The sequence below is a fragment of the Polynucleobacter sp. AP-Capit-er-40B-B4 genome, from assembly GCF_018882245.1.
Taxonomy (GTDB): domain Bacteria; phylum Pseudomonadota; class Gammaproteobacteria; order Burkholderiales; family Burkholderiaceae; genus Polynucleobacter.
Genome location: NZ_JACVOV010000003.1, coordinates 220,820 through 243,951 on the forward strand (window position 1 = coordinate 220,820; position 23,132 = coordinate 243,951).

Annotated in this window: 22 protein-coding genes, 2 tRNA genes and 1 riboswitch; of the genes, 17 read left to right on the top strand and 7 right to left on the bottom strand. The window is 46.2% G+C overall.

Annotated elements, in window-relative coordinates:
* Positions 1–56: 56 nt before the first annotated feature.
* Positions 57–695, top strand: coding sequence for a GntR family transcriptional regulator (locus ICN19_RS09140; protein ID WP_216247251.1), 639 nt, complete (start codon positions 57–59; stop codon positions 693–695).
* A gap of 77 nt (positions 696–772) precedes the next feature.
* On the opposite strand, the gene ICN19_RS09145 is transcribed toward ICN19_RS09140, so the two are convergent.
* Both ICN19_RS09145 and ICN19_RS09150 read right to left on the bottom strand, forming a co-directional pair.
* Positions 773–1,126, bottom strand: a complete 354-nt coding sequence (locus ICN19_RS09145; RefSeq protein WP_216214776.1) for a cytochrome c — start codon at positions 1,124–1,126, stop codon at positions 773–775.
* A 31-nt stretch (positions 1,127–1,157) separates the two neighbouring features.
* On the bottom strand, positions 1,158–1,523 hold the full coding sequence (locus tag ICN19_RS09150; RefSeq protein WP_255536988.1) for a cytochrome c: 366 nt from the start codon (positions 1,521–1,523) through the stop codon (positions 1,158–1,160).
* A 162-nt stretch (positions 1,524–1,685) separates the two neighbouring features.
* On the opposite strand from ICN19_RS09150, the gene ICN19_RS09155 reads away from it, so the two are divergent.
* From ICN19_RS09155 to ICN19_RS09165, 3 genes are read left to right on the top strand one after another with little or no spacing between them, the layout of a single operon-like run.
* The gene (locus ICN19_RS09155; protein ID WP_216247253.1) at positions 1,686–2,555 is read left to right on the top strand and encodes a MoxR family ATPase; all 870 of its coding nucleotides are present in this window, start codon (positions 1,686–1,688) and stop codon (positions 2,553–2,555) included.
* 27 nt (positions 2,556–2,582) lie between these two features.
* Entirely contained in the window at positions 2,583–3,758 is a 1,176-nt protein-coding gene (locus ICN19_RS09160) for a VWA domain-containing protein (protein WP_215349769.1), read from the top strand.
* A gap of 56 nt (positions 3,759–3,814) precedes the next feature.
* Positions 3,815–4,273, top strand: a complete 459-nt coding sequence (locus ICN19_RS09165; protein WP_216247255.1) for a RidA family protein — start codon at positions 3,815–3,817, stop codon at positions 4,271–4,273.
* A 15-nt stretch (positions 4,274–4,288) separates the two neighbouring features.
* Here ICN19_RS09165 and ICN19_RS09170 read toward each other — a convergent pair whose 3' ends face one another.
* Positions 4,289–4,939 (bottom strand): NTP transferase domain-containing protein, encoded by a 651-nt coding sequence (locus ICN19_RS09170; protein WP_216247257.1) that lies wholly within the window; start codon positions 4,937–4,939, stop codon positions 4,289–4,291.
* Positions 4,940–4,992: 53 nt separating this feature from the next.
* Between ICN19_RS09170 and ICN19_RS09175 the strand changes: the two genes are divergently transcribed.
* Entirely contained in the window at positions 4,993–5,952 is a 960-nt protein-coding gene (locus ICN19_RS09175; RefSeq protein WP_216247260.1) for an XdhC family protein, read from the top strand.
* Between the two features lie 9 nt (positions 5,953–5,961).
* On the opposite strand, the gene parC is transcribed toward ICN19_RS09175, so the two are convergent.
* Together parC and ICN19_RS09185 are read right to left on the bottom strand one after the other, a co-directional pair.
* Positions 5,962–8,334 carry a DNA topoisomerase IV subunit A gene (gene parC, locus ICN19_RS09180; RefSeq protein WP_216860684.1) on the bottom strand — a complete coding sequence of 791 codons (2,373 nt, stop codon included), beginning with the start codon at positions 8,332–8,334 and terminating at the stop codon, positions 5,962–5,964.
* A 71-nt stretch (positions 8,335–8,405) separates the two neighbouring features.
* On the bottom strand, positions 8,406–10,394 hold the full coding sequence (locus tag ICN19_RS09185; RefSeq protein WP_216247263.1) for a DNA topoisomerase IV subunit B: 1,989 nt from the start codon (positions 10,392–10,394) through the stop codon (positions 8,406–8,408).
* A gap of 79 nt (positions 10,395–10,473) precedes the next feature.
* On the opposite strand from ICN19_RS09185, the gene ICN19_RS09190 reads away from it, so the two are divergent.
* The 10 genes from ICN19_RS09190 (at position 10,474) to thiE (ending at position 19,538) form a co-directional block, all read left to right on the top strand.
* The gene (locus tag ICN19_RS09190) at positions 10,474–11,694 is read left to right on the top strand and encodes a CaiB/BaiF CoA-transferase family protein (RefSeq protein ID WP_216247264.1); all 1,221 of its coding nucleotides are present in this window, start codon (positions 10,474–10,476) and stop codon (positions 11,692–11,694) included.
* A 6-nt stretch (positions 11,695–11,700) separates the two neighbouring features.
* Positions 11,701–12,933, top strand: coding sequence for an MFS transporter (locus tag ICN19_RS09195; RefSeq protein ID WP_216247266.1), 1,233 nt, complete (start codon positions 11,701–11,703; stop codon positions 12,931–12,933).
* Positions 12,926–13,069: a hypothetical protein gene (locus ICN19_RS09200; protein ID WP_216247268.1), complete on the top strand. Its 144-nt coding sequence runs from the start codon at positions 12,926–12,928 to the stop codon at positions 13,067–13,069. The genes ICN19_RS09195 and ICN19_RS09200 overlap by 8 nt, the downstream gene beginning before the upstream one ends.
* Positions 13,070–13,110: 41 nt before the next feature.
* A tRNA-Arg gene (locus ICN19_RS09205) sits at positions 13,111–13,185 on the top strand.
* 201 nt (positions 13,186–13,386) lie between these two features.
* Entirely contained in the window at positions 13,387–14,220 is an 834-nt protein-coding gene (locus ICN19_RS09210) for an NUDIX hydrolase family protein (protein ID WP_216247270.1), read from the top strand.
* A gap of 85 nt (positions 14,221–14,305) precedes the next feature.
* A riboswitch (TPP riboswitch) is annotated at positions 14,306–14,413 on the top strand.
* Between the two features lie 37 nt (positions 14,414–14,450).
* Entirely contained in the window at positions 14,451–16,391 is a 1,941-nt protein-coding gene (thiC, locus tag ICN19_RS09215) for a phosphomethylpyrimidine synthase ThiC (RefSeq protein WP_251374472.1), read from the top strand.
* A 27-nt stretch (positions 16,392–16,418) separates the two neighbouring features.
* On the top strand, positions 16,419–17,558 hold the full coding sequence (locus ICN19_RS09220; RefSeq protein ID WP_370625195.1) for an FAD-dependent oxidoreductase: 1,140 nt from the start codon (positions 16,419–16,421) through the stop codon (positions 17,556–17,558).
* Positions 17,549–17,746 (top strand): sulfur carrier protein ThiS, encoded by a 198-nt coding sequence (gene thiS / locus ICN19_RS09225; RefSeq protein WP_216247274.1) that lies wholly within the window; start codon positions 17,549–17,551, stop codon positions 17,744–17,746. The genes ICN19_RS09220 and thiS overlap by 10 nt, the downstream gene beginning before the upstream one ends.
* Positions 17,747–17,770: 24 nt before the next feature.
* On the top strand, positions 17,771–18,589 hold the full coding sequence (locus ICN19_RS09230) for a thiazole synthase (protein ID WP_216247275.1): 819 nt from the start codon (positions 17,771–17,773) through the stop codon (positions 18,587–18,589).
* A gap of 22 nt (positions 18,590–18,611) precedes the next feature.
* Positions 18,612–19,538 carry a thiamine phosphate synthase gene (gene thiE / locus ICN19_RS09235; RefSeq protein WP_216247276.1) on the top strand — a complete coding sequence of 309 codons (927 nt, stop codon included), beginning with the start codon at positions 18,612–18,614 and terminating at the stop codon, positions 19,536–19,538.
* 6 nt (positions 19,539–19,544) lie between these two features.
* Here thiE and thiD read toward each other — a convergent pair whose 3' ends face one another.
* Positions 19,545–20,429, bottom strand: a complete 885-nt coding sequence (gene thiD, locus ICN19_RS09240) for a bifunctional hydroxymethylpyrimidine kinase/phosphomethylpyrimidine kinase (protein ID WP_216247277.1) — start codon at positions 20,427–20,429, stop codon at positions 19,545–19,547.
* Positions 20,430–20,450: 21 nt separating this feature from the next.
* On the opposite strand from thiD, the gene ICN19_RS09245 reads away from it, so the two are divergent.
* Positions 20,451–20,526 (top strand) — tRNA-Asn (locus ICN19_RS09245).
* A gap of 72 nt (positions 20,527–20,598) precedes the next feature.
* On the opposite strand, the gene ICN19_RS09250 is transcribed toward ICN19_RS09245, so the two are convergent.
* A complete protein-coding gene (locus ICN19_RS09250) occupies positions 20,599–21,642 on the bottom strand; it encodes an alpha/beta hydrolase (RefSeq protein WP_370625196.1) in 1,044 nt (347 codons plus the stop codon).
* A 166-nt stretch (positions 21,643–21,808) separates the two neighbouring features.
* On the opposite strand from ICN19_RS09250, the gene ICN19_RS09255 reads away from it, so the two are divergent.
* The gene (locus ICN19_RS09255; RefSeq protein WP_216247279.1) at positions 21,809–23,116 is read left to right on the top strand and encodes a U32 family peptidase; all 1,308 of its coding nucleotides are present in this window, start codon (positions 21,809–21,811) and stop codon (positions 23,114–23,116) included.
* The last annotated feature ends 16 nt before the right edge of the window (positions 23,117–23,132 follow it).

Here is a 23,132-nt window from a genome sequence, read left to right on the forward strand (position 1 = left end):
TGTCCTTACATTTTGCTTGACAATTTTAGAATTGTCTACATAATGTATTCATAATTATGAATACAAAACTGAATAATAGACCCCTATACGAAGATGTTGCCGATAGGCTTCGGGAGCAAATATTTAGCAAGCAGCTAGCTCCTGGAAGCTGGCTGGATGAGCAATCTTTGGCTGATCAATTTGGCATTAGCCGCACACCGATGCGTGAAGCGATCAAAGTTCTGGCGTCTGAAGGTCTGGTAACGATCAAAATGCGCCGGGGAGCCTACGTTACCGAGGTTATTCGCAAAGACTTAGAGCAGATTTTTACGATTCTCTCACTTCTGGAGGGTCAAGCAGCCAAAGAAACGGCCACAAAGGCAACCGAAGCAGAATTAAACCTATTGGATCACCTGCACCACCGACTTGAAAAAGCGGCCGCAGATCGAGATATTGAGCAATTCTTTGAGGTAAATGGCAAATTTCATGAATTAATCCAAGAAATTGCCGGAAATCGATGGATGAATGGCGTTATCGCGGATCTACGCAAAGTGCTAAAACTTCACCGCAGAGACTCCCTAACCAGCACAGGTAGACTGCAAAACTCATTGGTGGAGCATCGAGAGATTCTCAGAGCCATCCTGAAACGGGATGAGAGCGCTGCTGAGTTAGCTATGCGCAAACACCTAGAGCGAGGATTGGAAGCCCTCCGCTAAGAATTTAAATACTATAAAAAACAAAGGCTTAGATGATTAATCTAAGCCTTTTTGTATGGAGCCTTGCTTACTAGGATTTACTTTTTAACTACAAAGTTACCTGGTAAGGAAGAAATATAAGCAGCCATATCTTGCAAATCAGCATCGCTAAAGTTTTGAACTTGCGAGCCCATTACAGCGTTATTGCGACCAAACTGAGCATTGCTATTGCCTACCTTGTAAGCCTTTAAGGCGTAGTAAAGGTAATCAGCATACTGGCCAGCTAATTTTGGATAGGCAGGCAGGATTGGTGCATTTAGACCGGCACCATGACAAGAAGCGCAATTAGCCTTCTCAACCAAAGCCTGACCTTTTTCTTTATTGGCAGCGTTTGCTACGTTTACCAAACCTATGCTGGATAGCAAAACTGCAGTAATTAGGGCGAATTTCATAAAAGTATCTCTATGTATCTTTATTAATGAATCACTTCAATGGGTTGTTAGGTGAGCTGGCAGTTTGCGCAGCATAGTATTCACCGATATCAGCCATATCTTGGTCAGACAAGCTGGCAGCAATAGAGCGCATTGTTGGATGCTTTCTTTCGCCTTTTTTGTAAGCAGCTAGTGCGCTAGCGATGTAAGCGGCATTTTGACCGCCAATCATAGGCACCTTGTATACCAATGGGTAGTCTGCGCGATAGTCAGGAATTGAGTGGCAACCAACGCAAAGCCAAACCTTGCCGTTACCTGCTGCAGCATTACCTTTAACTTCATCAGCCTGAGCAACAGAGCCAGCAAAAACCAAAGCTGCGGTTACGGCCAATTGAGGAAGAATGGAGAGTTTTTTCATAGAAATCATTATTAATGAGTTTGATTTAGATCAATTTGGGAAGAGTATAGCGGACAGACGCCCTTCCCGCCATTCTGGAGGGCAAAATCAGTAGAAACACTGAAAAATTTGGCTCATTTACCTATACTGGAACGCTTGACCCAGCACTAATTAGGTCAGCATATGAGCAAATCTAACCCCTCTACTCAAAACCGCTTCTCAGGCAGCCAAAGCTATGTTGCCACCGAAGATCTCAAATTAGCCGTAAATGCGGCAATCGCACTACAACGCCCTCTTTTGATTAAAGGCGAGCCAGGCACTGGCAAAACGATGTTGGCCGAAGAAGTTGCCGCCGCACTCAATATGCCCCTTTTGCAGTGGCACATTAAATCCACCACCAAGGCCCAACAAGGGCTTTATGAATACGATGCAGTAAGCCGCTTGCGCGACTCGCAGTTGGGCGATGAGAAGGTAAAAGACATTCGTAACTACATTGTTAAGGGCGTACTTTGGCAAGCTTTTGAGGCAGATGAACCTACGGTATTGCTCATTGATGAGATCGATAAGGCAGATATTGAGTTCCCCAATGACTTGCTGCGTGAAATTGATCGCATGGAATTTTATGTGTATGAAACTCGCGAACTCATTAAGGCGAAACATCGCCCGTTAGTCATCATCACCTCCAATAATGAGAAAGAGCTCCCCGATGCATTCTTGCGCCGCTGCTTTTTTCATTACATTACCTTTCCCGATGCAACGACTATGCAAAGCATCGTGGATGTTCACCACCCTAATATCAAACAAGATCTCCTGGACGCAGCTCTCAAGGCCTTTTATCAAATACGCTCATTACCAGGGTTAAAGAAAAAACCATCTACCTCTGAATTGATTGATTGGCTCAAGTTGCTATTGGCTGAAGATATCCCGCCAGAGGCTTTGTATAGCAACGATGAAAAAATTGTTGTGCCTCCATTGCATGGAGCCCTACTTAAGAATGAACAAGATATCCACTTGTTTGAGCGCCTGGTCATGATGAATCGCAATCATCGTTAATGTATTGATCAATATCACCCTGTATTTATGTTGATTCAATTCTTCCTTAACCTGAAAGAGGCTAAAGTGCCCGTTTCAGTACGAGAGTTTTTAACTCTCCTGGAGGCTTTGAAATCAGGTGTTATCAACCCATCCATTGATGAGTTTTATCAGCTGGCTCGCATGACCCTGGTTAAAGACGAACAACACTTTGATCGCTTTGATCAAGTGTTTGGTAGCTACTTCAACGGCATTGAGCAAATCATTGCGCTCTCCCCAGACATTCCTTTGGACTGGCTAGAGAAAAAGCTTCAGCGCGTACTGACTGAAGAAGAAAAAGCAGCACTCAAAAAATTGGGCGGGCCTGATGCACTGAAAAAGCGTCTTGAGGAGCTCCTTAAAGAACAAAAAGAGTGGCATGGTGGCGGGAATAAATGGATTGGCGCTGGCGGATCCTCCCCGTTTGGTCATAGCGGCTACCATCCTGAAGGCATTCGCATTGGCGGTGAGAGCGCCGGTAATAGAACTGCTATCAAGGTTTGGGAAGCGCGAGAGTTTAAAGACTATGACAGTGATTTAGCTTTGGGCACTCGCAACATTAAGGTTGCTTTGCGTCGTTTGAGACGGTTTGCCAGAGAAGGATCGACCTTAGAGCTTGACCTAGATAAAACGATTCATTCAACTGCAGCTAACGCAGGAATGCTGGACATCAAAATGCGTCCTGAGCGCCACAATCAGGTTAAAGTGCTGCTACTCATGGATGTTGGTGGTTCGATGGATGATCATATTCAGCGTATTGCTGAATTGTTCTCTGCCGCTAAAGCAGAATTTAAACATCTTGAGCACTACTATTTTCATAACTGTGTTTATGAAAACCTTTGGCAAAGTAATCGTCGCAGACGCGATCAAGCAACGCCAACCCAAGACATCATCAATAAATATGGCCCAGATTACAAATTGATATTCGTTGGTGATGCAACGATGTCTCCTTATGAAATTTTGAGTCCGAATGGTTCAGTTGAATACAACAATAAGGAAGCTGGCGCTGTTTGGATCAATCGATTAATTGATCACTTCCCGCATTTTGCTTGGCTCAATCCAGAACCTGAATCTATTTGGCAATATCGTCAGTCAATTGACATCATGCAAAACCTCATGAAAGATCGCATGTATCCAGTGACTTTAAATGGTCTTGAGAGTGCCATGCGTCAACTTTCCAAGTAAGATTCTGATATTCCCTTTTTGAACTTATTTCTTTTTTTAAATTAATCCTATTCATCATGACTACAAACATTAGCGATCGCCTCAAAACCCTTGGAATTGATTTGCCACCACCAGGGCCTCCTGCTGCGGCTTATGTCATGGCAGCCACTTCCGGCAATACTGTTTTTCTCTCCGGTCATATTGCTAAACGCGATGGCAAGCCTTGGGTGGGAAAGCTTGGAAAAGACATGGATACCGATACTGGCAAAGCGGCAGCACGCTCTATTGCAATCGATCTGATCTCCACCCTGCAGAATCACTTAGGTTCTTTGGATAAAGTAAAGCGCATTGTGAAGGTAATGGGTTTGGTGAACTCTACCGATACCTATACAGAGCAGCACCTAGTTGTTAATGGCTGTTCAGAATTACTTTTTGAAGTTTTTGGTGATGCTGGCAAACATGCTCGTAGCGCATTTGGTGTTGCGCAAATTCCGCTGGGTGCTTGCGTTGAAATTGAATTGATCGCTGAGATTTAATTCAATTGCATTAATTTAAATAGGATCAAGCCCTAGTTTTTGAATGTCGGCCTGGGTATCGACATCCAATAAATAAGCCCGATTATTCGTCTCAAATAGCTTCACTAACTCTGGATGCTGATCCATAAAGGGCCTGCAGACCAATCCGTGTGTCGCCAGAATTTCTTCAATCACCTTTTTTGAAAATAATACAGGGTTACCACGGTTTCCGTTCACCATTGGCAAGATGATTTCCCGACTGAATCCTGCTTGATTGAATTGCTCTAACAGAGCTTCAATCTCCGAGAGGCCAATATAAGGTTGATCGCATAAAGCAACCAACAAAACGTCATAGTCAGATTTGAGCGACTCTAAGCCAAGGCGGACCGAAGAGGATTGACCTTCTTCTGGGTTTAGGTTTTTTACTATGGCAATGGAGTTATCAGTCTTTTGCCTTATTGAGTTGATTTCCACCTCAATTGCATCTGCATAAAAGCCAGTAACAACTAACGTTTCTACTGGGTTGAATTTTTGAATAGATTGTAGAAAGCGGCTTAATAAGCTTTCACCCTGCTTCTTTAGCAATGCCTTGGGAAGTCCACCTAAACGACTCCCCTCGCCTGCCGCCAAGAGGAGTATGGCTAGGCGTAATTTTGGGTTTTTGAAGGATTCACCAGAAATAGTCATTAGAGTGATAATAATTAGTTATTCATCAAAGTATTAGCAAAAGAAGAAATAGCATGAACAGTACCGACCTCAGCGTTCTTAAATCTGCCGTGGAATGGCTCCAATCAGGCCAATCTGTGGCGATTGCAACCGTGGTTCAAACCTGGGGCTCCGCTCCACGTCCGGTTGGCTCTTGGTTAGCAATACGTGCCGATGGTCAGGTAGCTGGCTCAGTTTCAGGCGGTTGCGTAGAAGACGATCTGATTCGTCGTGTGCAGACTGAAATTTTGACTCGCAATACCCCTGAAATGGTGGTGTATGGCGTGACCCAACAAGAAGCGGCTCGTTTTGGATTGCCATGTGGAGGCACCCTGCGTTTGCTGGTGGAGCCAAAACCGGAGCTAGCTGTTTTAGAAAAGCTACTTGAGAATATTTCTACGCATCAAATTACTCGCCGCTCAGTAAGCTTAAGCACTGGAAAATCGACGCTCACCATGGGTGATCGAAGTGATGAATTTGTTTGCACCGAACAAGAAATGCAAACGACTTACGGTCCACGCTGGCGTATGGTCATCATTGGCGCCGGCCAACTCTCCCTATACACCGCTGATTTTGCTTTAGCTTCTGACTTTGAAGTTATCGTGATCGATCCTCGCGAAGAATATGCCGAAGGCCTCAATCGCACGGACATTACATTTTCTAAGGGCATGCCAGACGATGTATTGCTGGAAATTGGTGTCGACTCTCACACTGCAGTTGTTGCCCTTACACATGATCCTAAATTGGATGACATGGCTTTGATGGAGGCTCTCAAGTCACCAGCTTTTTATGTAGGCGCACTAGGCAGTCGTAAGAACACCCAAAAACGCAAAGAGCGTTTATTGGAATTCGATGTAAGCCAAGAGCAAGTAGAAAAACTACATGGCCCTGTAGGGCTTTATATTGGGGCCCTCACTCCACCAGAGATCGCAGTCTCGATCCTGGCAGAAGTGATTGCCGTCAAATACGGCATTAGCGTTCCGAAGAAAGTCTAAACGCCGTACTTAGTTCGCTGTGAGCTTGCCGTCTTTTAAGCGCGGTTCTACAAAGTGACCTTTGCGTGCACGGTTACCCGCAAACGACTTCAAGGTTTTTGCATCCAAACTGAGTTCGGTTGGCTTGCCAGCACGTCCCGCGCCTGAATAAGTCGCTCCATCAGGACCAACAGCAATTGCTGAAGCCAAATACTCTTTATCGTCCAAGCCCATCAAGATCACGCCTTTGCCACCAGTGGGCAAGCGTTTGAGTTCGTCTAGAGGGAAGACTAATAACTTGGAAGCCTCAGACAAGCAGGCAACTTGTTTCATGCCGACTTTGACTTTTGCTGCCCCTAAAGGTGCATCACCCGGAACCTTGGCATCCATGCTTAAGAACGATTTGCCCGCCTTATTACGGGTACTCATATCCGATACATTAGCCAAGAATCCAAAGCCTGCTTTAGTAGATAGCAATACCAAATCGTCAGGCTGGCCAGCATAGTAAGCAACCATCTGTGATCCGGCAGCTAAATTAACAAAACTGGTTAATGGTGAACCATCACCGCGGGCACCAGGCAATTCACTAACAGGAACGGTATAGACACGACCATCACTGCCAAAGCCTTGAATAACGTCTACCGTTCTCACTTCGAAGGTGGCATATAAAGCATCGCCAGCCTTAAAGCTAAATTGCGTTGGATCATGCTCGTGGCCTTGTCGCACTCGGACCCAACCCTTTTGAGAAACAATCACTGTTACCGGCTCATCAATCACCTTGGTCTCAGCAACAGCACGCTTATCTTCCTGAATCAGGGTGCGACGATCATCGCCAAAATCCTTCATATCGGATTCGATTTCTTTGATGATGCGCTTACGCAAGACGGTATCGCTCTGCAATAAGCCTTCTAGATCATCGCGCTCAGCTTTGAGTTCTTTAAGTTCTTGCTCAATCTTGATGCCTTCTAAGCGAGCCAACTGACGCAAACGAATATCCAGAATGTCTTCAGCCTGACGGTCTGACAACTTAAATTCTTTAATCAAATCTGCTTTGGGTTCATCGCTATTGCGAATGATCTTGATCACCTTATCAATATTGAGAAGAACGATTAAACGCCCTTCCAAAATATGCATGCGGTCTTTGACTTTACCTAAGCGGTGCTGGGTTCTACGAGTAACCGTAGCAACCCTGAAAGCAATCCACTCAGAGATAATTTCTTTTAAGCCCTTTTGACGCGGACGACCATCATTGCCAATCATCACCAAGTTCATTGGCGCATTGGACTCTAATGAGGTATGCGCAAGCAATAGGTTTACAAACTCATTGACATCAATATTCTTGCTCTTAGGCTCAAATACCAAGCGTACCGCCGCATCCTTGCTGGACTCGTCACGCACACCATCGAGCACATTCAGAATGGTTGATTTGAGATTATTTTGCTCAGGCGTTAAGGTCTTTTTGCCAACCCTGACCTTTGGATTGGTGATCTCTTCAATCTCTTGCAATACACGCTGAGAGGAAGTGGCTGGCGGTAATTCATTTACAACAATCTGCCACTGGCCGCGAGCCAACTCTTCGATAGACCAACGTGCGCGCACCTTAATACTGCCGCGCCCCGCCTCATAAATTTGGGCAATTTCTGCAGTAGATGAAATGATTTGACCGCCGCCTGGATAGTCAGGACCAGGCATGATCTCCAATAACTCTGAAGTACTCATCTTCGGCGACTTCATTAGAGCAACTGCTGCAGAAGCTACTTCACGCAAGTTATGCGATGGAATCTCGGTAGCCATACCAACAGCAATACCTGAAGCGCCATTAAGCAATACAAACGGTAAGCGCGCTGGTAACAATTTCGGCTCTTGGAATGAACCGTCGTAGTTTGGAGTGAAATCAACCGTACCTTCATCAATCTCACTTAACAGCAGGCTTGCTATCTTAGTAAGGCGTGCTTCGGTGTAACGCATTGCCGCTGCGCCATCGCCATCACGTGAGCCGAAGTTGCCTTGTCCGTCAATTAATGGGTAACGTAAAGAAAAGCTTTGAGCCAAACGAACTAAAGCGTCATAAGCGGACTGATCACCATGGGGATGAAACTTGCCCAACACGTCACCAACCACACGAGCACTCTTTACCGGCTTCGCGTCTGCACGCAAGCCCATCTCACTCATCGAGAATAAAATTCGGCGCTGTACTGGCTTCTGTCCGTCAGCCACATCAGGAAGCGCACGACCTTTAACGACGCTAATGGCGTAATCTAAATAGGCACGCTCTGCGTAAACCGCCAGAGTTAAGCTGTCTTTACCGTCTTCATTTAGATCAATAGTTTTAGGATCATGATTACCAGAACCGCCGCTAGAAGCAGTAACTGCTGGCGCCTCATCTACTTCAACAACATCCATCTCAATAGGATTGGAGAATAAATCTGCCTGATCAGCAGGATTATTTTTTCCGGGGGTCTTCTTGGTTGTCATTAGATATCCGCCTCCACTTCATTGCCGCGCTCTTCAAGCCAATCGCGACGCGCGCCAGACTCTGATTTACCCATCAGCATATCCATTGTTTTAAATGTTTCGTCTTCGGTCCAAGTACCTAGTGTTACAGGGAGTAAACGGCGAGTATCTGGATTCAGAGTTGTATCCCAAAGCTGCTCTGCACTCATCTCACCCAAGCCTTTAAAGCGAGAAATCTGCCATGCAGTTTCTTTAACGCCATCCTTGCGCAGCTTATCTTCAATCGCTTGCAACTCATTAGCATCTAATGCGTAGATCTTTTGCGCTGGCTTCTTGCCGCGTGCTGGAGCATCCACTCTAAATAGTGGTGGCCTAGAAATATGCACATGACCCAACTCAATCAATTTAGGGAAATGCTTGTAGAACAAGGTTAGTAACAACACTTGAATATGCGCGCCATCGACGTCCGCATCAGAGAGGATGCATACCTTGCCATAACGCAAGTTTGATAAATCCGGATTGTCATTCGCACCATGGGGATCAACACCAATTGCCACTGCAATATCGTGCACCTCATTATTAGCAAATAAGCGGTCGCGCTCTGCTTCCCAGGTGTTTAAAACCTTACCGCGTAATGGCAGGATGGCTTGATATTCCTTATTGCGACCCATTTTGGCGGAACCACCAGCAGAGTCACCCTCCACCAGGAAGATTTCATTCATGCCGATATCTTGGCTCTCACAATCCGTGAGCTTGCCAGGGAGAACCGCAACGCCAGAAGATTTTTTCTTCTCAACCTTTTGTCCTGCGCGAGTTCTAGCCTGGGCTTGCTTAATAACCAAATCAGCCAACTTACGACCGTAATCAACGTGCTGGTTAAGCCACAGCTCTAAAGCAGACTTCACATATCCAGAAACTAAACGCACTGCATCACGAGAATTTAGGCGCTCTTTAATCTGACCTTGAAATTGCGGATCCAATACTTTGGCAGACAAAATGAAGGATGCGCGTGCAAATACGTCTTCAGGCATGAGCTTCACACCTTTAGGTTGCAATGCATGCATTTCAATAAAGCCTTTAACAGCATTAAATAAGCCTTCACGCAAACCACTCTCATGCGTACCGCCTGCAGGAGTTGGAATCAAGTTCACATAACTCTCGCGTACTGGTGCGCCATCCTCAGTCCAGCAAACTACCCAAGCTGCGCCCTCACCTTCAGCGAAGGAATCATCATCACCAGTGCCTGTTGCGTATTGCTCGCCTTCAAACGGCGGAATAACTTCTCCGCCATGACCAGCTTGTGCAATGGCCTCATTTAAATAGCCGCGCAAGCCTTGTGCATATTGCCAAGTCTGGGTATCGCCGGTTTTTTCTTGAATCAGGGTGACCTTCACGCCCGGCAGCAAAACCGCCTTGGAGCGCAACAAGCGGATGAGCTCAGGCATCGGAATAGCCGAGCTATCAAAGTACTTACCATCAGGCCAAGCGCGAACGCGAGTACCGTGTGACTTATCTTCTTTTAAAGATGGACTCGATTTGAGTTTTTCAATGACCTTGCCGTCAGCAAAGGTCAATGTCGACTTTTGGCCATCACGCCAAACAGTCACCTCTAATCTCTTGGATAAGGCATTGGTTACCGAAACACCAACACCATGCAAACCGCCTGAAAATGCGTAAGCACCACCAGTGCCTTTTTCAAACTTACCACCAGCATGTAACTGGGTAAAAACGATTTCTACTACGGGTAACTTCTCCGTTGGATGCATGCCCACTGGAATGCCACGGCCATCATCTTCGACGCTCACACTTCCGTCGGTATGCATCGTGACAATGATTTGCTTGCCAAACCCGCCCAAAGCTTCATCGGATGCGTTATCGAGCACCTCTTGAATGATATGGAGTGGATTATCAGTGCGGGTGTACATTCCAGGCCGCTGACGGACTGGTTCCAGTCCTTTTAGGACCTGAATCGACGATTCGCTGTATTCGGAAGTTTTACGGGTAGCCATGCGCGCAAATTGTAGTCATGTCTGAGATCCAGACCGAATTTTTCAGGTATTACCCCGTCATCCATGCCAAAATTGGGGGATGGGAGCCTTAAGTCATATTCGCGTTTTAGACCTTAGCCGAGTCTTGGCTGGTCCTTGGTGCGCTCAGAATCTCGCAGATTTGGGTGCAGATGTCATTAAAGTCGAAAGACCTGGCACTGGGGACGATACCCGCCATTGGGGCCCTCCTTTTGCCAAAGACGCCAATGGCAAGGAAACCGAAGAATCTGCCTATTTTATTTGCATCAATCGTAATAAGCGTTCCATTACCGTTGATATTGCTAAACCTGAGGGCCAAGAACTCATCCGTCAGCTTGCTGAAGAATCAGACGTAGTGATTGAGAACTACAAAGTTGGAGACCTCGCCAAATACGGGCTTGATTATGAAAGCCTTAAAAAGGTGAAGTCTGACCTAGTCTATTGTTCTATCACTGGCTTTGGTCAAACTGGGCCTTATGCTCACCGTCCTGGATATGACTTCATCATTCAGGGTATGGGTGGCTTCATGAGTGTTACTGGTGAGGCCCATGACTTTGAGGGGGCTAGCCCACAAAAATCTGGTGTTGCTATCGCCGATATCTTCACAGGCATGTATGCCAGCACGGCAATCCTCGCGGCCATCGTCCATCGCGACCATACCGGGGAGGGTCAATACATCGATATGTCACTGCTAGATACGCAAATAGCCGTGATGGCGAATGTATCAAGCGCCTATCTCACCTCGGGTGAAGTGCCTAAACGCTGGGGTAATGCCTCTCCGATCATTGTTCCCTACCAAACCTTCCCGACATCCGATGGCTGGATGATTGTTGGAGCGGGTAATGACGGTCAATTTAGGCATTTTGTGACGGCAGGCGGTGAAGCACATTTAGCGGACAACCCACTTTATGTGTCAAACCCCCTTCGCGTAGAGCATCGCAAGCAACTCATTCCACTCTTAGAGCAAATGACTCGCAAAAAGACTAAGGGCGAATGGATTGCGCTGCTAGAAAAAGCCAAAGTTCCCTGCGGACCTATTAATGACTTTAAAGAAGTTTTTGAAAATGAGCAGGTCATTCATCGTGGTGTACAGATTGAAGCCCCACACCCCACTGTCGGCAGTATGAAATTAGTAGCCAGTCCAATGCGTTTATCAAAGACGCCTACTGAAGTACGCATGGCGCCACCAACATTAGGTCAACATACAGAAGAAATCTTGCATGAGCGTCTCAAGCTCGATGACAAGACTATTGATGCGCTGCGTAGCAAAGGGATTATCTAGACCCCCATGACCAAGCCAATCAGCAACGCTGGACTTTCAATGAAGGAAGTGCTTATTTATGGCGGACTGATGGTCACGCTGTCTATGGGCATTCGTCATGGCTTTGGTCTATTTAATTTACCGATTACCTCAGCCAACGGCTGGGGACGTGAAACTTTTGCTTTAACCATTGCACTTCAAAACCTGATCTGGGGCGCAGTTCAGCCAATAACTGGCGCTCTAGCCGATCGCTATGGTGCATTCAAAATCATGGTTGCTGGTGGCGTTTTGTATGCACTAGGTTTAGCGGGTATGGCCGTCTCAAGTGATGTCATGAACTTCACCTTAGCCGGTGGTTTATTAATTGGCTTGGCACAAACCGCAACAACCTATAGCGTGGTGTACGGCATTTTAGGTCGAAACGTCCCTGCAGAAAAACGGGTTTGGGCGATGGGTATTACTGCAGCAGCCGGTTCATTTGGTCAGTTCCTGATGATTCCAGCCGAACAAGGATTGCTCAGTGCATTTGGCACCCAAGATGCGCTTCTCATGTTGGCGCTGATGGCCAGCTTAATGATCCCAACCGCTTTTATGTTGCGCGAGAAAAACTTCAGTCACTCGCATGCTTTGGGCGATCAAACGATCAAACAGGCTTTAAAAGAAGCGATTAGCAATCCTAGCTTTCGTTACCTGACCTTAGGCTACTTTGTTTGTGGCTTTCAGGTGGTATTTATTGCGGTTCACTTAGCACCCTATCTAAAAGACCTATCCTCTAACTATCCAGCAGTTGGCGCGCCAGTGGTTGCCACAACAGCCCTAGCCCTCATTGGTCTATTCAATATTTTTGGCACCTACAGTTCAGGAATCTTGGCCCAACGCTTTCCAAAGCGCTATTTACTATCTGCCATTTACATAGGTCGCTCGATTGCTATTACTGCTTTCTTGTTGCTCCCACCCACGCCGATGAGCACTTACATCTTCGCGGCGATCATGGGATTCTTATGGCTATCAACCATTCCACTTACCAACGGTATCGTTGCGCAAATTTTTGGAGTTAAATATTTAACGATGCTTTCTGGGTTGGTGTTTTTCTCACATCAACTAGGTAGTTTCTGTGGTGCATTCCTTGGCGGCTATTTATTCGACCAAACAGGTTCTTATTTAATTGTTTGGGAAATCGCGATTGGATTAGGTGTCTTTGCGTTCTTAGTGAATCTTCCTGTAAAAGAACGCGCCGTTGAACGGGCTGTCAATGCTTAAGAAAAAACCTGCTGTTTGGAAAATAATTTCCTATGGCTTTGGTTTATTTGTATTGTTATTTGTTTTTTCAATGTACTTTGCACCAGATATGATGGTGGCTGTTACCAATCAAGTATGGGCTCTGTGTGGTTGGTAACTCGCTAATATTTCATTAGCACACTTTTGTTTTTTTAGCTTCTCGCCGTAGCACAATGGATAGTGCACATGCCTCCTAAGCGTGGGATACAGGTTCGATTCCTGTCGGCGGGACCAAAAATTCCTCATACTTATCCACAGGCATTGTGGATAAATCCTCAAATGTTTTCGTAAGTCACAGATTTGTATAGGCTGACCTAGCTTGCCTAAATTGTGTGCAAAAAGTATTTCCCTTTTTTAGTAATTGCTTACAAATATTTAAGCTAGTTCAGCTGCGGTTATGTGTTAAAGAGGGTAAGTTCCCTTAAACTTAGGGCCATGACCAGCCTTTCGACCAGTACGTTAGCCGCCCTTGAGGAAATGCTCCAAAATACGGCGCGTTCTGCTCCAGCAGATTTTTTACCAATCTATTTATCCCGCGGTGCAATGGGCGAGCAACTCATTGGGCATCTCAATCCAGAGTTCACGCTGTATTTGCATGAGTCATTACAAAAAGAATCTATTCCACTCATTGCAATCAGCCATGACAAGCTGACCATTCAATTGGGCAAGCCAAGAGATTTATCAAATAGTCTTTACCAGCTTGCCAATCGCATGCGCGTGGGTGGATTTATTCCCGGCTGGCGGAACGAAGACTTTGCATGGGTGGATCAAAATGGTCACAAGTACTTTCGCATGGAACGTGCTGCATTTCGCACCTTTGGATTTCGCAGCATGGCAACGCATATCAACGGCTACACGCAAGGAAATACGATTTGGTTGGGTAGACGTAGTGAAACCAAGCCTACTGATCCAGGCAAGTTAGATAACTTAGCGGCTGGCGGCATTACCGCTGATGAAACACCTTGGGTAAGCGCACGTCGTGAACTTTGGGAAGAGGCTGGCGTACCTGAGCAAATTGCAGAACAGATTGAGCCTGTTGGACGGATTCATATGCGTCGCCCATCCCTTAACCGGGGTTTTCATGATGAGCAGCTCTATATTTACGACCTAGAATTGACTGATAACTTTGTCCCAATGAATCACGACGGCGAAGTCAGCGGCTTTATAGAAATCTCACTAGCGGAGGCTGCCGCCAGGATACTGGCTGACGAATTCACCTCTGACGCTGCTTTTGTAACTGCAGACTTCATATTGCGTCGCAATAAATAAGGGATTCGCCCTTATTTACCTGTTGTGACGCCTACTTGACTGCAGTCATGCATCAAGCCCCTAATTCGTGGTTAAATCCTGATTAAGGATGAAACAGGGGTGCCCTTCAGAGGTTTTTAGTCTGAAGGCGCTGAGAAAGACCCTTTAACCCGATCCAGGTAATGCTGGCGTGGGGAGTTACATCAGACCGACACCCGGTTTCGTCCATCTAAAACAGCTAGGAGATGGACATGAGTACAGGCAATTCCACAACAAAAAACGCTAAACACGAGATTCCCAGTTTAAAAAGCTTGGAGCGCGACTTTGGACAAAAGTTTGCCTATCCAGCTTCAACTAAAACTTACCTCCAAGGTTCACGTCCTGATATCAAAGCTCCAATCCGCATGATTGAGCAGCTGCCTACTCGCGTAGGCGAAGAATTATTAGCTAATCCCCCTGTTCCTGTTTATGACACCTCTGGACCATACAGTGATCCGGATGTTGTGATCAATCTTGAAAAAGGTTTACCAAGACTACGTGACGCTTGGATTGCTGAGCGCAATGACACTATTCAATTGGCTGGCCCTAGTTCTGAATATGGCGTGGCCCGCTCTCAAGATGAAGCCACTCAGAATTTGCGCTTTTCTCACATCAGCGCCCCACGTGTTGCAAAGCCTGGTCAAAACGTAAGTCAAATGTACTACGCTCGCAAAGGCATCATTACCCCAGAGATGGAATACATTGCCTTACGTGAGTCCATGGGTCTTGAGCAACTTCGTAAAGACCCTGCTTACAAACAGCTCCTCAAGCAACATCCGGGGAAAGGCTATGGCGCCAACCTTCCTGAAATCATTACTGGTGAATTTGTCCGCTCCGAGATTGCCGCTGGCCGTGCAATTATTCCTGCCAACATTAATCACCCTGAATTAGAGCCAATGATTATTGGTCGCAACTTCCGAGTGAAGATTAACGGAAACTTGGGTAACTCTGCTGTTACCTCTTCTATTAACGAAGAAGTAGAAAAGATGGTGTGGTCAATCCGTTGGGGTGCAGATACCATTATGGATCTCTCTACTGGTAAACACATTCATGAAACACGTGAATGGATTATTCGCAACTCTCCAGTTCCAATTGGTACCGTTCCTATCTATCAGGCATTAGATAAAACTGGTGGCATTGCAGAAGATCTCACTTGGGAAATGTTCCGAGACACATTGATTGAACAGGCTGAGCAAGGTGTTGATTACTTCACCATCCATGCGGGTGTTCTCCTGCGTTATGTGCCGTTAACTGCTGATCGCATTACCGGCATTGTGTCTCGCGGTGGTTCAATCATGGCCAAATGGTGCTTGGCTCATCACAAAGAAAACTTCCTCTATACGAAGTTTGATGAGATTTGCGAGATCATGAAAGCCTATGACGTCTCATTTAGTTTAGGCGATGGCTTGCGTCCTGGCTGTATTGCTGACTCCAATGATGCTGCACAGTTTGGTGAACTCCATACCCTTGGTGAATTGACAGCTAAAGCATGGAAGCATGATGTACAAGTCATGATTGAGGGTCCTGGTCACGTACCAATGCAACGTATTGAAGAGAATATGACTGAAGAGCTCAAGCACTGCTTAGAAGCCCCCTTCTATACGCTTGGACCATTGATTACTGATATTGCTCCTGGTTACGACCACATCACCAGCGGTATTGGTGCAGCCCAAATTGGTTGGTACGGTACAGCCATGCTTTGCTATGTCACACCCAAAGAGCATTTAGGCTTACCTGATAAAGAAGATGTACGCGAAGGCATCATTACTTACAAGATTGCCGCTCATGGCGCTGACTTGGCTAAAGGCTTACCAGGCGCCCAAGTGCGCGATAACGCATTGTCTAAAGCCCGTTTTGAATTCCGCTGGGAAGATCAGTTCAATCTTGGCTTAGATCCTGAGCGTGCACGTGAATATCACGATGCTACTTTGCCAGCTGAAGGCGCGAAGATTGCACACTTCTGCTCAATGTGTGGTCCAAAGTTCTGCTCCATGAAGATCACACAAGAAGTACGTGACTATGCGGCAACTTTAGATGCTGACGGTAATCCAAAAGCTAAAGTCATTCCAATTACTGAGGTTGCTGATGCATCCAAAGGTATGGAAGAAATGTCTGCGGAGTTCCGTAAGCGCGGTAGTGAGATTTACCAATAATCATCAAACTTTGTAATGGTGGCTAATTTGAATCTCTCTAACGGTAAGTACGCAATTGTTGGGGGCGGCCTAATGGGTCGCTTGCTGGCAGTTGCACTTGCTAAGAGAGGCGCTCAAGTTGATCTATTTGAAAAAGGCGGTCCAGACGCGGCTCATGCTGCGGCACGTATTGCAGCTGCGATGTTGGCTCCTCTTGCTGAATCTGCCATTACCGAAGATTCTGTCGTCCGCATGGGCCTGCATAGCCTACCCCGCTGGAAAGAGCTCATTTCAGAACTATCTGATGCGGTTTTCTTCCAGCAAGACGGCACCTTGATTCTTTGGCATAGACAAGACGCTAGTGATGCTGAGCGCTTTACGGCTCACCTAGAGAAAAACTGTCATGCGAACTCGGAGCTCAGCTCCCCGCAAAAGTTAAGTAGTGAAACTTTGCGTGAGTTGGAACCAGGAGTTGCTGATCGCTTTAATCAGGGACTCTACTTGCCCAACGAAGGACAGTTGGATAATCGCCAACTATTAGATGCACTTGCTAGTGAGCTTAAGCTCTTGAAGGTCAATTGCTGCTGGTATACAGAAGTTGATCCACAAGAATTGCGGAAGCAGTTTGAATATCAAACAGTAATTGATTGTCGCGGTACTGGTGCAAAAGCTCCCTGGTCTTCTGGCAACAAACCCAATGCCTTGCGTGGTGTTCGCGGTGAAGTGATTCGGCTCTATGCTCCAGAGGTAAAACTGCGCCGTCCTACGAGGTTAATTCACCCTCGCTACCCAATTTATATTGCCCCCAAGGAAAATGATATCTATGTGGTGGGCGCTACTGAGATTGAGTCTGATGATCTCTCGGAGATGAGTGTGCGCTCTGCAATGGAACTACTGAGTGCGGTCTATACCGTCCATAGCGGTTTTGCAGAAGCGCGTATTTTAGAAATGGCAACACAATGTCGCCCTACTTTAAAAAATAACCTGCCGGAAATCCGGACGAAAAAAGATAAAGGGCTGGTAGATTTGATCATGATCAACGGCCTTTACCGTCATGGTTTTATGATTGCTCCAGCAGTATTGGACTGCGCTTTACAGTTGCTGGAACAAGGATCAAGCAAGACTGCATTGGAATTGGGCTTAAGCATTACGCAAATTGACAATCAAGTAGAGGCCATATGCGCGTGATCGTTAATCAAGTGGAGTATGACTTACCAAGCCAAAGCTTGGTGAGCGATGCACTGGCATTAATTGATGCAAAGCCACCCTACGCTGTTGCCGTGAATCTGAATTTTGTACCCAAGACAAAGCATGCCGAGTTTGTTTTGAATGAGAATGACCAAATTGAAATAATCGCCCCCGTTACTGGTGGGTGATGTAATAACGAACTGATTTTTCATATGAACGCTCCATTACCTAGCAATCTCAATAGCGCTGATACTCTTGTACTGTATGGCGAGAGCTTTGCTAGCCGTTTATTGCTGGGCACCTCACGTTACCCTTCGCCACAGGTTTTGGAAAATGCTGTTCAAACCTCTAATCCCGCGATGATTACAGTGAGCCTACGTCGTCAAGGCACTTCAACTACTGAAGCGCACAGCGGCTTTTGGGACTTGCTCAAAAAGATGGCTGTACCTGTTTTACCAAATACTGCTGGCTGCCATAGTCCGCAGGAAGTCATTGCCACCGCACAAATGGCACGTGAAGTATTTGAAACCGATTGGATTAAATTAGAACTTATTGGTGATGACTACACCCTGCAACCTGATGTTTTGCGTTTGGTACAAACAGCTGAGACTTTGATTAAAGACGGCTTCAAAGTTCTGCCGTATTGCACTGAAGATCTCATTTTGTGTCAACGTCTAGTTGATGTCGGTTGCCAAGCAGTAATGCCATGGGCCGCTCCCATTGGCACTGGTCAAGGGCCATTAAACCCATATGCTATGAAACTCTTGCGCGATCGCTTAAAAGTGCCGCTCTTAGTCGATGCTGGCTTAGGCCTTCCCTCTCATGCATGCACAGTCATGGAATGGGGTTTTGATGGTGTTCTCCTCAATACCGCTGTTGCATTGGCCGATGATCCTGTAGTCATGGCTAAGTCCTTTGCGATGGCCGTGGATGCAGGACGTGCCGCCTATTTATCGGGTGCCATGAAACCGCAAGAATCTGCTCAAGCAAGCACGCCTTTGGTGGGAACACCTTTTTGGCACCACTCTTAATGAAGTTAAGTACACTGAACTAATGAGTCTGATTCGTGATCTTGCCGACCAAATCGTTGCTGCGCATCGTAATGCAGATCTGTGTATTCCGATTCCGGCTTTTAGCTTAAATACTCCGCCGCCGCAAATAGATAATGAAGCGGCAGTCGATCATTACGAATTGGCTGGCGCGTTAGCAGCAGTTGACATGGGATTTATCGAATCGGATGCGAAAGTTCTTGGTAAAGCTTGGTCACGCATGACATTGCAAGATGGTGGCTTTAACCCCTTTAAATGGCCCAGCAGACCTGAGCATTTTGATTTGCTGCCCTGGACTCGCAATATGAATCCCAATGCGTTTAAAGAATGTCCAAAGCGCTTAGGCTTGTATGGCGTGATGCCAGATGCTGATTGGGTAAAGCGCATGGTTGATGCTGAAATTCCGACGGTGCAATTGCGCTTTAAATCCGAAGACAAGTCCAAGATTAAAAAACAAATTAAAGAATCGGTTGCCGCAGCTCAAGACAGTAAGACTTTGCTATTTATTAACGACTATTGGCAGGAAGCAATTGATGCAGGCGCATATGGTGTTCATCTAGGCCAAGAAGATATGGAAGTCGCTGATCTCGATGAAATTCGTGCAGCAGGATTACGTTTAGGCCTCAGTACTCATGGATATGCGGAGCTTGCCTATGCCGATCGTTTTTGCCCAAGCTATATTGCCATGGGCGCAGTGTTTCCGACGAACTTAAAGAAGATGCCTACTGCACCACAGGGTCTTGGTCGTCTTTATCAATATGCCAAGCTCATGAGTCACTACCCTCTAGTAGCCATTGGTGGTATTGATCAAGATAGCATTCGCGCAGTCTCTAAAAGTGGTGTTGGTTCAGTAGCTGTCGTCAGGGCCATTACGCAAGCAAAGGATCCCAAGGCTGCGGTGAAACACTTGCAAGATTTAATGCAAGCTTAAGAAAAGTTAAAACTTTTCTTTCTCATCTAGCAGTGCAGTTGGATAAAAGTCGTGCATATGCCATAAAGGCCCAGGACCCTCACCAATACTTAAGAAACGACCCGCCTCTAGGCCTGCCTCTACATAGGCAATTGCTTTAGCAACTGCGTGACTGAGGTCATGACCATCCGCAAGATAGGTAGCAATGGCAGAGGCCAACGAACATCCAGTACCGTGGGTATTTACAGTATTAACACGATAGTGTTTGAATTCTTTTGTCTGCACTACTTCCAAGCCATCCTCCATAGTGCGCCACATCAAGTAATCCGTAATTTGCGTATGGGTACTATCTAAATGCCCACCTTTAATCAATACTGCCTGCGGACCTATGTCGAGTAATTCTTCAGCAGCTAATTTGAAATCATTAGGCCCGCGAATATCACGGCCCAGCAATAGTGATGCCTCATCTAAATTTGGCGTAATCAATGTTGCAATTGGAAACAATTCAGAAATCATGGCCTGTGCAGTATCGTCACCACCCAAACTAGCACCTGATGTAGCCCGCAATACAGGATCAAGAACAATACGTTTTACGCCATGTTTGTGTAAAGATTTAGCAACCGTTTTCACTATTTCTGGACTGGCTAACATGCCAATTTTGACAATATCTGCCCCGATATCCAATAAAACAGCGTCAATCTGGGACTCAACCACATCCAAATCTATGTCTTGAATGCGCGTAACTCCCAAGGTATTTTGGGCGGTAATGGCGGTAATAACAGACATGCCATAGCCGCCTAAGGCAGTGATGACCTTGAGGTCCGCCTGGAGACCCGCCCCGCCTCCGCTATCGGACCCAGCAATAGTCAGTACTTTAGGGATCTGCACAGAAGTGGGTAGAAGTGATTTCATCTTGCTATAATATCGGCTTATTCCTCGATAGCTCAGTCGGTAGAGCGCCGGACTGTTAATCCGTAGGTCCCTGGTTCGAGCCCAGGTCGAGGAGCCAAATAAGTAAAGCCCCTAGAGCAATCTAGGGGCTTTTTCTTTTCCAACTACAAGCCTTTATCCAGCCAAATCATTACTTCTCTGGTTTAAAGGAGCTATCCAAGAATTCTTGAACGCCGTTAAACATGAGCATGCGGTTCTTTTCCATAATGATGGTGTGAGTACCCTCGCTGATCTGTAGCATGATTTTGTAGGGAGCATTCTCTAACTTAGTGAAGTACTCATACAACATGTAGCTAGGGAGGTCAGCATCCCATTCTGCATGAACCAACATCACGGGCACACGAATATCCTTGGGCTCATAAACCGGTTTTCCTGCTGTCCAATACTCACGTGCATCTTGTACGGTGCCGTTCGGTGCTCGTAGTTTCTTAGGGGTCTGCGTTCTTCCCCACGGATCAGTGTCAAAAGTGGCTTCCGCCCATTTCTCGAACCAACCTTCAGGAATCAGTGTTGCTTTGGCACTTTCTGGTACGCCTGTTAACCAGCGATTTTTAGCATCGGTAATAGAGGCTACTCGATAGGCGCCTAATTGTCCGCCCTTATCGGTTAATGGAGCGCCACCTTGGCGTATCCACTGCGGCGCATAAAGCACAAGCTTATTCACCTTCTGATTATTTTCAGTAGTGTATTTACCCATGATGGTGGTTCCCCATGACCAACCAAGCAAATTCAACTTATTGATATTGCGTTTTTTTAGGATGTAATCAACGGCGCTCGATACATCTCTCACCGCTACATCTGTTCTCACAATCGGGGGATTTTGATCCGCAGGTTGATCCATTTCAGGAGGCCTAGTAGATTTTCCATATCCACGCAAATCCACGAGCCATACGTCGTAACCGTGCGCAGCCATGAACTCCATCCAGGAAGTTCCACCTAGAGATAAATCGAAAGCGGTTTCCGCAGGATAGGTTGAACCATGCACATAGAGCAAGGTTTTCTCGGCTGAAAATTTCTTCATGCCAACCATGTGTTTATTACGAACATACAGCGATATACCAGGGGTATCGCTTTGAACCATATATTCATTCATCTGAATCTTCCCAGCTGCAACTGCCTGCCCAAGAAAGATGCAAGAAATAAGTGCGAATAGTGCCTGTGCTTTTAATTTCACTTCGTCTCCTTTTGGGTTTCTACCCATATGTATTTATTCAACCAATATAGCATTCCCAAGGGTGATATCAATGCAAAATTTGGCGTTTTGGCAGGTGTTTTGCCCTTCTTTTTCCCTTCAGGGGCGGTTAATGCATAAATCAGCCCAAGCCCCTTAAAATAGACCCATGACTAAGATTCCCGAACTCCTCGCCCCAGCTGGCAGCCTCAATATGTTGCGCACTGCATTTGATTTTGGTGCAGATGCCATTTATGCCGGACAACCTCGGTATTCATTGCGCGTTCGCAATAATGACTTTGGCAAGATAGAGGTTCTCAAACAAGGAATTGATACTGCCCATGAGATGGGCAAAAAGTTTTACTTAGTTTCCAATTTATTACCGCATGGCGGTAAAACCCGGACTTACATTAAAGACATGGATCCGGTTATTGCATTAAAGCCAGACGCCTTAATCATGTCTGATCCAGGATTAATCATGATGGCCCGTGAAGCTTGGCCGGATATGCCCATTCACTTATCAGTTCAGGCTAATACTGTAAACGGTGCCTCAGCCAAGTTTTGGCGCTCAGTTGGCATTAGTCGCGTGATTTTGTCTCGTGAGCTATCTTTTGATGAAATCGAAGAAGTTCGTCAAGACTGTCCTGAAATGGAGCTAGAGGTTTTTGTGCACGGTGCCTTGTGTATCGCCTACTCAGGACGTTGTTTACTTTCAGGCTATATGTCTCATCGCGACTCTAATCAAGGCGCCTGTACCAATGCTTGCCGCTGGGACTATAAAGTCAAACCTGGACAACAAAATGGCAGTGGCGATGTGGTTCTTCTACAAGAGGCCCGCCGCCCCGATGAATTGATGCCAATGGAAGAAGATGAGCATGGTACTTACATCATGAACTCCAAGGATCTTCGAGCCGTTGAGCATATCGAACGCCTCACCAAGATGGGTGTTGACTCTTTTAAAATTGAAGGGCGCACTAAGTCACCTTATTATGTTTCTCGTACTGTGCAGGCCTACCGAGCAGCAATAAATGATGCGGTTGCAGGCAAACCATTTAACACTGCTTTGTTAGGTCAACTAGAGGGCTTAGCCAATCGCGGCTATACCGATGGCTTCTATGAGCGCCATCACGATAAAGAATATCAACTCTATATGCGCGGCCACTCATTATCAGGGCGCAGTTTATATGTAGGCGAGACTCTTGACATTGATACGGCGACTGGACGAGTCAAGGTCGACGTCAAGAATCGTTTCTCTGTTGGCGATAAGCTAGAGATTATTGAGCCTAGTGGCAATACAGATGTTGCCCTCACCGAAATGTGGAATATGAATGGGGAGTCGATTGATGTTGCACCAGGCTCCGGTCACTTTGTTTGGCTAAAAATTCCAATGACCAGCAAACACGCCTTTATTGCACGCTATACACAGGAACCAGCGCCAGCTGAAACGGCAGGCTCTTGCGCCACTTGTGGCGAGTAATCGACCCCTATTTATT

Excerpts from the sequence above, each read along its gene's own strand:
- ICN19_RS09210 (WP_216247270.1), top strand. The coding sequence starts at position 13,387 with ATGACCAGCCTTTCGACCAGTACGTTAGCCGCCCTTGAGGAAATGCTC.
- ICN19_RS09190 (WP_216247264.1), top strand. The coding sequence starts at position 10,474 with ATGGGAGCCTTAAGTCATATTCGCGTTTTAGACCTTAGCCGAGTCTTG.
- ICN19_RS09175 (WP_216247260.1), top strand. The coding sequence starts at position 4,993 with ATGAACAGTACCGACCTCAGCGTTCTTAAATCTGCCGTGGAATGGCTC.
- ICN19_RS09155 (WP_216247253.1), top strand. The coding sequence starts at position 1,686 with ATGAGCAAATCTAACCCCTCTACTCAAAACCGCTTCTCAGGCAGCCAA.
- ICN19_RS09150 (WP_255536988.1), bottom strand. The coding sequence starts at position 1,523 with ATGAAAAAACTCTCCATTCTTCCTCAATTGGCCGTAACCGCAGCTTTG.
- thiE (WP_216247276.1), top strand. The coding sequence starts at position 18,612 with ATGAGTCTGATTCGTGATCTTGCCGACCAAATCGTTGCTGCGCATCGT.
- ICN19_RS09200 (WP_216247268.1), top strand. The coding sequence starts at position 12,926 with ATGCTTAAGAAAAAACCTGCTGTTTGGAAAATAATTTCCTATGGCTTT.
- ICN19_RS09165 (WP_216247255.1), top strand. The coding sequence starts at position 3,815 with ATGACTACAAACATTAGCGATCGCCTCAAAACCCTTGGAATTGATTTG.
- ICN19_RS09145 (WP_216214776.1), bottom strand. The coding sequence starts at position 1,126 with ATGAAATTCGCCCTAATTACTGCAGTTTTGCTATCCAGCATAGGTTTG.
- ICN19_RS09185 (WP_216247263.1), bottom strand. The coding sequence starts at position 10,394 with ATGGCTACCCGTAAAACTTCCGAATACAGCGAATCGTCGATTCAGGTC.
- ICN19_RS09160 (WP_215349769.1), top strand. The coding sequence starts at position 2,583 with ATGTTGATTCAATTCTTCCTTAACCTGAAAGAGGCTAAAGTGCCCGTT.
- ICN19_RS09195 (WP_216247266.1), top strand. The coding sequence starts at position 11,701 with ATGACCAAGCCAATCAGCAACGCTGGACTTTCAATGAAGGAAGTGCTT.
- thiD (WP_216247277.1), bottom strand. The coding sequence starts at position 20,429 with ATGAAATCACTTCTACCCACTTCTGTGCAGATCCCTAAAGTACTGACT.
- parC (WP_216860684.1), bottom strand. The coding sequence starts at position 8,334 with ATGGATGTTGTTGAAGTAGATGAGGCGCCAGCAGTTACTGCTTCTAGC.
- thiC (WP_251374472.1), top strand. The coding sequence starts at position 14,451 with ATGAGTACAGGCAATTCCACAACAAAAAACGCTAAACACGAGATTCCC.
- ICN19_RS09170 (WP_216247257.1), bottom strand. The coding sequence starts at position 4,939 with ATGACTATTTCTGGTGAATCCTTCAAAAACCCAAAATTACGCCTAGCC.
- ICN19_RS09140 (WP_216247251.1), top strand. The coding sequence starts at position 57 with ATGAATACAAAACTGAATAATAGACCCCTATACGAAGATGTTGCCGAT.
- thiS (WP_216247274.1), top strand. The coding sequence starts at position 17,549 with ATGCGCGTGATCGTTAATCAAGTGGAGTATGACTTACCAAGCCAAAGC.
- ICN19_RS09230 (WP_216247275.1), top strand. The coding sequence starts at position 17,771 with ATGAACGCTCCATTACCTAGCAATCTCAATAGCGCTGATACTCTTGTA.
- ICN19_RS09255 (WP_216247279.1), top strand. The coding sequence starts at position 21,809 with ATGACTAAGATTCCCGAACTCCTCGCCCCAGCTGGCAGCCTCAATATG.